Here is a 6714-nt window from a genome sequence, read left to right on the forward strand (position 1 = left end):
TACGGGCCGTAACCAACGCCATAACGTCCCAGCGTGCTACCAAAGCGATGCGGCACTTCACGCGCCAGCTCCGGATTGGCTTTGCCCGCCACGTCGATAAAGCCACCCAGCCCTAATACGGTGTTCAGGAAGAAGCGGGTAAAGTGGATACCTGCCTGGCGCGGCTCACCCACCAGAATGGCGTTGACCATGCTGGCAGGTTCTTCAACGTTAGCTAATACATTACTTATACCGCTACGTGCCGGCACCGGCACATAATCGCGCCAGGCTACCGCCACCGGGCGCAGAACATACGGATCCAGCACGTTGTAGTTGAAGTTAAACATCGTGCGGTTAAAGCCTTCCAACGGATCGCTGCGCTGCGCAGGTTCCGTATTGTCAGCCGGTTTTGAGCTGGCACAACCCACCAGCAGTAAGCTGGCTAACGCCAAACCGGTCAGGCGGTTATTCATTCTTCTCTCCCTGTGCGGATCAGTAAGGTATCGCTTCAGGGCTGCTGTTGATTAATTTCCACAGCCAGTTGCTGATGACCATTCCAGGGTGTGACCGCGCTTAATCCAAACCAGTCACCTGACTGCGGATTAGCACTGCCGTCGCGCGAAATACGCACCCTGACTTGCACCTGATGCTGCGCCGAAAGCAGGCGATCGGGCATCATGGCATTGCTGTCATCCAGCGTGAGCGATAACGGGAAGTGGCTCAGCGGTAAACGCTTCACAGCCACAGGCACCGGTGAAACACCGTCAGACACAGAAATATACAACACTCCGCCTTGCGGTAACATTTTTTCTGCCTGCGGCGTCAAACTCACCGTCAATGCCAGATTGCTATTTTGCTGTCCCGCGTCAGTTTTCGCTTGTTCAATGCTGCGCTCGATCATGGTAATACGACGATCGCCTGCCGGTAACAGTTTCAGCATCACCTGCCATGCGCCAATCGCCTCGTTGTACTGCTGCTGTTCAAAGGCGTTAAACGCTAGCAGACTCAGCGTGCGCACATCGCTGTGATCGCGTTTGAGCAGCTCTTTCAGCAACACGTTGGCCTGACGATTATCCTGCGGATCGCTGGAGCGCGTCAGCACTTCGGCGTAATCCTGCTGCAGCTCGATATTGTCTGGCGCCAGCTGCAGCGCATGTTCAAATGCCTGGCTGGCATCGGTGGCGTTATTCAGCACCATGCCAAGGCGGCCCAGCATCGCCCAATCGTTGAGGTTCGTAGAGTCATTTTGCAGCGAGCTGCGCAAACCCAGCTGCAGACGCGCCAGCTCTTCCATGGTCAGCGGCTGCGCTTTGGGATCCATCACGCGCGCGCGTAAGGCAGGATACTCTTGTTGCACGCTAACAAACGCGGTTTGCTGCGACAGTCCGCCGGTTTTCAGATACATGCCAACCGACACCACCAACAGCACAATCACGCCTGGCAGCAATACCCAGCGGCTGCTGCGATGAATGGTGGCAGCATCTTGTTGCGGCACATCGGTTAACAGCGTTTGCTGCAGCTCACGCACCATTTCCGGGCGCTCAGCCACCACGCCCTCTTCTTCATCTCGCTCCAGCTCGCGCAGGCGCTGTTGATAAAAGTCGGTGTTGAGACGATCGCGATCGCCACTGCTGGCCTCGCGCTGACGCCAGCCGGCACGCAAAAACAGCGCGATAGCCGCCAGCAGTAAAATAATCAGGGTAATCCAGAATCCAGTCATTACGGCTTCCCGTCACGCTTAAGTAACGCCGCAAGGCGCTGTTGTTCACTGTCGTCGAGTTCGCTACGCGCTCTGCCGCGGCGATTGCGCAGAATAATGATCAGCGCGCCCAGCACCACAAACAGCGCTGGTCCCACCCACAAAATCAGCGTGGAAGGCGTTACCGGCGGCTCATATGTCACGAAATTACCGTAACGCGCCACCATGTAATCAATGATCTGCTGGCGGCTTTCGCCCTGCTTCATCAACTCGTAGACTTTGAGCCGCATATCCGCCGCAATCATCGCATTGGAATCGGCAATGCTGTTGTTCTGGCATTTCGGGCAACGCAGCGATGCGGTGAGATCCCGGTATTGCTCTTCCTGCTGCACCGAATCGAACTGGTAAGTATCGATTGCCGCCCACAGGCTGGTGCTGAGCAGTATTCCCGCTAAAAGTAGAAGCAGCCGTTTCATACGCCCGCCTCCTTGCTGTATTTGTCCCACAGTGGTTTCACTTCTTCGAGCCAGACGCGATCGTTCATGTCGCCTGCGTGGCGATAACGAATGATCCCTTTACCGTCGATGAGGAAAGTCTCCGGCGCGCCGTAAACGCCAAGATCCAGACCAAGCATCCCATTGCCGTCATACAGGCTGAGCGCATAGGGATTACCCAGCGTGTTTAGCCAGGTCACCGCTTTGGTACGATCGTCCTTATAATTCAGGCCAACTACACGAATGCCTTTTTCCGCCAGCGTGTTGAGGTATTGATGCTCAGCGCGGCAAGTTGGGCACCAGGTCGCCCAGACGTTGAGCAGAATCGGCTTGCCGTCGGTTAGCACCTGCTGATCGTAGATTTTACCGGGCTGATCCAGCGCTTCCAGTTTGAAGACTGGAACTGGCTTGCCGATCAATGCTGATTCGAGACGCGTGGGATCATCGCCGTTGGCGTTGCGCGACAGCTGCCACAGCAGCGCCGCAGCCAGCAGCAGGAATAGAACTAACGGAATAAACAGGATTTTTTTGTTCATGCCAGCTCCTCGCGCTCTTCTTTTTTACGTGAGCGATAGCGCGGATCGAACAGGCAGAACAAGCCGCCCACCGCCATAAACACGCCGCCGTACCAGATCCAGCGCACGAACGGTTTGTAGTAAATCCGCACCGCCCATGAACCATCATCCAGCTCTTCACCCAGCGCCGCATAGAGATCGCGGGTGAAACCGCCGCTGATCGCCGCTTCGGTCATCATGGTGCGCGCGGCTGCATAGAAGCGTTTTTCCGCCTGCATCACCGCTTCCAGCTTGCCGTTGCGCGTCACTTCAATCACCGCCACGCCGCCGCTGTAGTTTGGCCCTTGCAGGTTGCGCACGCCGTGGAAGGTAAAGTGGTAATTGTGGATATCAACGGTATCGCCCGCCTTCATGCGCACATCACGCTCAACGCTGTATTGGGTGCTAAAGGCGATACCCACCACGGTCACCGCCACGCCCAAATGCCCCAGCACCATACCCCAATGGCTGCGCGACAGATGACGCAAACCTTTGATGAAGGCGTGATGATGGGTGGCGCGCTCGTGCAGTTCCATCAACGTCAGCATGATCACCCAGATCGACATCAGCAGGCCGATAACCGTCATCGCCTCAATGCGATCCTGCAGCAGCCACGGCAGCGCGATCGACAGAATCAGCGTGACCACCATACCGACGCCGAGGCGCTTCCACAGCTTCTGCGGTTGGTCTTTACGCCAGCGCACCAGCGGACCGATACCCAACATCAGCGCGAACGGTGCCATCAGCCAGGTAAACATGGTGTTGAAGAACGGCTCGCCCACCGAGATGCTGCCGAGACCGAGCTGTTTATGCACCAGCGGCAGCAGCGTACCGAGTAACACCACCAGCATCGCGGCGATCAGCAGCACGTTGTTACCCAGCAGGAAGGATTCGCGTGACCAGGCTTCACTCTGCACACGGCTGCGCACCTGACCGCCTTTCAACGCGTACAGCAGCAGCGAACTGCCAATCACGATCACCAGGAAGGCGAGAATAAACATGCCGCGCGCCGGATCGGAGGCGAACGAGTGCACGGAAACCAGCACACCGGAACGCACGAGGAAAGTGCCCAGCAGGCTTAACGAGAACGCGGTAATCGCCAGTAATACCGTCCACGACTTGAAGCTGCCGCGCTTTTCCGTCACCGCCAGCGAGTGCATCAGCGCGGTACCGGCCAACCACGGCATAAAGGAGGCGTTTTCGACCGGATCCCAGAACCACCAGCCTCCCCAGCCGAGTTCGTAATAGGCCCATGCCGAACCGAGCACGATGCCGATAGTCAGGAACACCCACGCAGCGGTGGTCCACGGGCGTGACCAGCGAGCCCATGCAGTATCCAGACGTCCGGCCATCAGCGAAGCAATGGCAAACGCAAAGGCCACCGAGAAACCAACGTAACCCATGTACAGCAGCGGCGGATGGAAGATCAGTCCGATATCCTGCAGCATCGGGTTGAGGTCGCGCCCGTCAATCGGGAAATTTGGCAAGGTGCGGGTAAACGGGTTCGAGGTCAGAATGATAAACAGCAGGAAGCCGAGGTTAATCATGCCCATCACCGCCAGCACGCGCGCCAGCGCATCCTGCGGCATGCCGCGACTGAAGATCGCCACCGCTAGCGTCCAGGTGCTGAGCAGCAGCACCCACAACAGCAGTGAACCTTCGTGCGCGCCCCAGGTTGCGGCGATGCGATAGTAAACCGGCAACAAGGTGTTGGAGTTGGTGGCGACATAGCCAACGGTGAAATCATTCACCACAAAGGCGTGCACCAACACGGCAAAGGAGGCGGCGACACAAATAAACATGCCCCAGGTTAACGGGCGCGCCATCGCCATCAAACGCGCATCCTGACGCGCCGCGCCCCACAGCGGATAGACACTCAACAGTAGCGCTAAACCCAGCGCCAGACACAGCAGAAAGCTACCAATTTCCGGCATCATGATTGCGCACCTGACTGCTGATAGGCTGCCGCAGGTCCTGTGTGATTCTTCTTCATCGCATCTTCGATTTCAGGTGGCGTATATTTTTCATCGTGTTTCGCCAGCACTTCTTTGGCGTTCACCAGATTGCCCTCTTCCAGCACGCCTTGCGCTACCACGCCTTGCCCTTCACGGAACAGGTCCGGCAGAATGCCTTCATAGGTCACACTGACCACGCCGTTGGCGTCATACAGTTTGAAAGAGACGGCGAGCGTTTTCGGATTGCGCTTTACGCTGCCCGGCATCACCATGCCGCCAATGCGCAAGCGCTGGCCCGGCTCAGGCTTCTGATGATCTTCGCCCTTGCCGTTAATAATTTCACTCGGGGTATAAAACAGGTCGATGTTGGAACGCAGCGCGTACATCACCAGCGCGGTCGCCAGGCCAAGCCCGATCAACACCGCGATCGCCACATATAGGCGATTACGACGACGGATATTCACACGGATTCTCCCGCTGCTTCATCGGCAGCTTTTTTCGATTTAGCCGCGCGAATGCGGCGCTCCCTGGACTGACGCTGGCGAATTTCTGCCAGCAAACGGCGGCGGAACAGCACGGTGTGCAGCACCAAGCCGAATAATGGGATCAAGGTGAGGATAACGGCGAGCCAGACGTAAAAGGCATAGCCGCCCATGGCGAAGAAATCGCTCCATGATGCAAAGGCTGGCGTCATGATTTGCTTCCTCGCTGCGCCACATCAATCGCCCACGGACGATGACGTTCGGTAAACAGAATGAGGTTACGCAGGCGCATCAAGGTCAGCGCGCCAAACACCAGCAGATAACCGAGAATTGACCAGCGCAGCGGTGTGCGCATGCTCGGATCGATGGCCTGCTGCAGAATACCGGATGAGCCCTGATGCAGCGTGTTCCACCATTGCACCGAGAAGTGAATGATCGGCAGATTAACCACGCCAACCAGAATCAAAATACCGGCGGCGCGACCGGCAGTGCGGCGGTCTTCAAAGGAGTGATAGAGCGCGATAACGCCCATATAAAGGAACAGCAGCACCAGCTCGGATGTCAGGCGGGCATCCCAGATCCACCAGGTTCCCCACATCGGTTTTCCCCAGGCGGAACCGGTGATCAGCGCGATAAAGGTGAACACCGCGCCAATTGGCGCCATCGCCGCCGAGACCAGATCGGCCATCTTCATCTGCCACACCAGGCCGATGAACGCCGCAATAGCCATTGACGCATACACGCCCATCGACCACATCGCCGCAGGCACGTGAATGTACATAATCCGGAAGCTGTTGCCCTGCTGATAATCCGCCGGTGCAAAGCCGAAGCCCCAAACCCAACCGAGTAACAGCGTGCCAACACCCAGCACCGCGAACCACGGAATTAAGCGACCGCATAGCTGGTAAAGCCGCTCAGGCTTTGCCCACTGGTGTAACCATTTCCACATTTTGCATAGCTCACAATAAAGAGAATTCAGGTTTCGGCCGCTCTGAGGCAACACGAATTAATGCAGACTGATACGCAAAGCCGCTGCTGTCGCAAACGGCGACAGCGTTGCGCTCACGGCCAGCATCGCGCCGAGAATCGCCAGATAACCGCCGATCGGCAATCCCATTCCGGCGGCATCAATTGCCGCGCTGGCGAATATCAAAACCGGTATCGACAACGGCAATACCAGCAAACTCAGTAATACGCCGCCGCGCCGTAGCCCAACGGTTAATCCGGTCCCAATCGCGCCAAGAAAGCTCAGCGTTGGCGTGCCAAGTAGCAGCGTTAACGCCATCGCGCGCCAGCCGGCAAAATCTAGCGACAGCAACAAAGCCGCCAGCGGCGACAGTAAAATCAGCGGTAGCCCGGTAATCAGCCAGTGAGCAATCACTTTGCCCAGCACGGTGACCGGCAGCGGCGTTGGCAACAGAAGTAGTTGCTCGAGCGAACCATCAAGAAAATCGTCACGAAACAGCCGCTCCAGTGCCAGCAATGAGGCGAGTAACGCGGCAACCCACGCCACGCCCGGCGCAATGCGCGCCAGCTGCTGCGGCTCCGGTC

General features: G+C 57.4%; 9 protein-coding genes. All 9 read right to left on the bottom strand.

Features of this window, described 5'->3' with window-relative positions; translation table 11 throughout:
* On the bottom strand, positions 1-452 hold a 452-nt coding region (locus RTY00_RS17070; protein WP_312665232.1), incomplete at its 3' end, for an MlaA family lipoprotein.
* Positions 453-487: 35 nt separating this feature from the next.
* On the bottom strand, positions 488-1699 hold the full coding sequence (ccmI, locus tag RTY00_RS17075) for a c-type cytochrome biogenesis protein CcmI (protein WP_312665233.1): 1212 nt from the start codon (positions 1697-1699) through the stop codon (positions 488-490).
* Positions 1699-2154 carry a cytochrome c-type biogenesis protein gene (locus RTY00_RS17080; protein ID WP_256697005.1) on the bottom strand — a complete coding sequence of 152 codons (456 nt, stop codon included), beginning with the start codon at positions 2152-2154 and terminating at the stop codon, positions 1699-1701. The genes ccmI and RTY00_RS17080 overlap by 1 nt, the downstream gene beginning before the upstream one ends.
* Positions 2151-2708, bottom strand: a complete 558-nt coding sequence (locus RTY00_RS17085; RefSeq protein ID WP_061717875.1) for a DsbE family thiol:disulfide interchange protein — start codon at positions 2706-2708, stop codon at positions 2151-2153. The genes RTY00_RS17080 and RTY00_RS17085 overlap by 4 nt, the downstream gene beginning before the upstream one ends.
* Entirely contained in the window at positions 2705-4663 is a 1959-nt protein-coding gene (locus tag RTY00_RS17090; protein WP_312665235.1) for a heme lyase CcmF/NrfE family subunit, read from the bottom strand. The genes RTY00_RS17085 and RTY00_RS17090 overlap by 4 nt, the downstream gene beginning before the upstream one ends.
* On the bottom strand, positions 4660-5145 hold the full coding sequence (gene ccmE / locus RTY00_RS17095) for a cytochrome c maturation protein CcmE (protein WP_312665236.1): 486 nt from the start codon (positions 5143-5145) through the stop codon (positions 4660-4662). Before ccmE ends, RTY00_RS17090 begins: the two co-directional genes overlap by 4 nt.
* Positions 5142-5375: a heme exporter protein CcmD gene (ccmD, locus tag RTY00_RS17100; RefSeq protein ID WP_179449982.1), complete on the bottom strand. Its 234-nt coding sequence runs from the start codon at positions 5373-5375 to the stop codon at positions 5142-5144. The genes ccmE and ccmD overlap by 4 nt, the downstream gene beginning before the upstream one ends.
* A complete protein-coding gene (locus RTY00_RS17105) occupies positions 5372-6112 on the bottom strand; it encodes a heme ABC transporter permease (RefSeq protein ID WP_008101296.1) in 741 nt (246 codons plus the stop codon). The genes ccmD and RTY00_RS17105 overlap by 4 nt, the downstream gene beginning before the upstream one ends.
* Positions 6113-6169: 57 nt before the next feature.
* Positions 6170-6714 (bottom strand): heme exporter protein CcmB (gene ccmB / locus RTY00_RS17110; protein ID WP_312665237.1); only part of this gene is annotated, 545 nt, incomplete at its 5' end.

It is taken from the genome of Pantoea sp. CTOTU49201, from assembly GCF_032054795.1.
GTDB lineage: Bacteria > Pseudomonadota > Gammaproteobacteria > Enterobacterales > Enterobacteriaceae > Pantoea > Pantoea symbiotica.

What these genes read in the sequence shown, in the direction of transcription:
- ccmI (WP_312665233.1), bottom strand. Translation starts at nt 1,699, where the DNA reads ATGACTGGATTCTGGATTACCCTGATTATTTTACTGCTGGCGGCTATC.
- RTY00_RS17080 (WP_256697005.1), bottom strand. Translation starts at nt 2,154, where the DNA reads ATGAAACGGCTGCTTCTACTTTTAGCGGGAATACTGCTCAGCACCAGC.
- RTY00_RS17085 (WP_061717875.1), bottom strand. Translation starts at nt 2,708, where the DNA reads ATGAACAAAAAAATCCTGTTTATTCCGTTAGTTCTATTCCTGCTGCTG.
- RTY00_RS17090 (WP_312665235.1), bottom strand. Translation starts at nt 4,663, where the DNA reads ATGATGCCGGAAATTGGTAGCTTTCTGCTGTGTCTGGCGCTGGGTTTA.
- ccmD (WP_179449982.1), bottom strand. Translation starts at nt 5,375, where the DNA reads ATGACGCCAGCCTTTGCATCATGGAGCGATTTCTTCGCCATGGGCGGC.
- RTY00_RS17105 (WP_008101296.1), bottom strand. Translation starts at nt 6,112, where the DNA reads ATGTGGAAATGGTTACACCAGTGGGCAAAGCCTGAGCGGCTTTACCAG.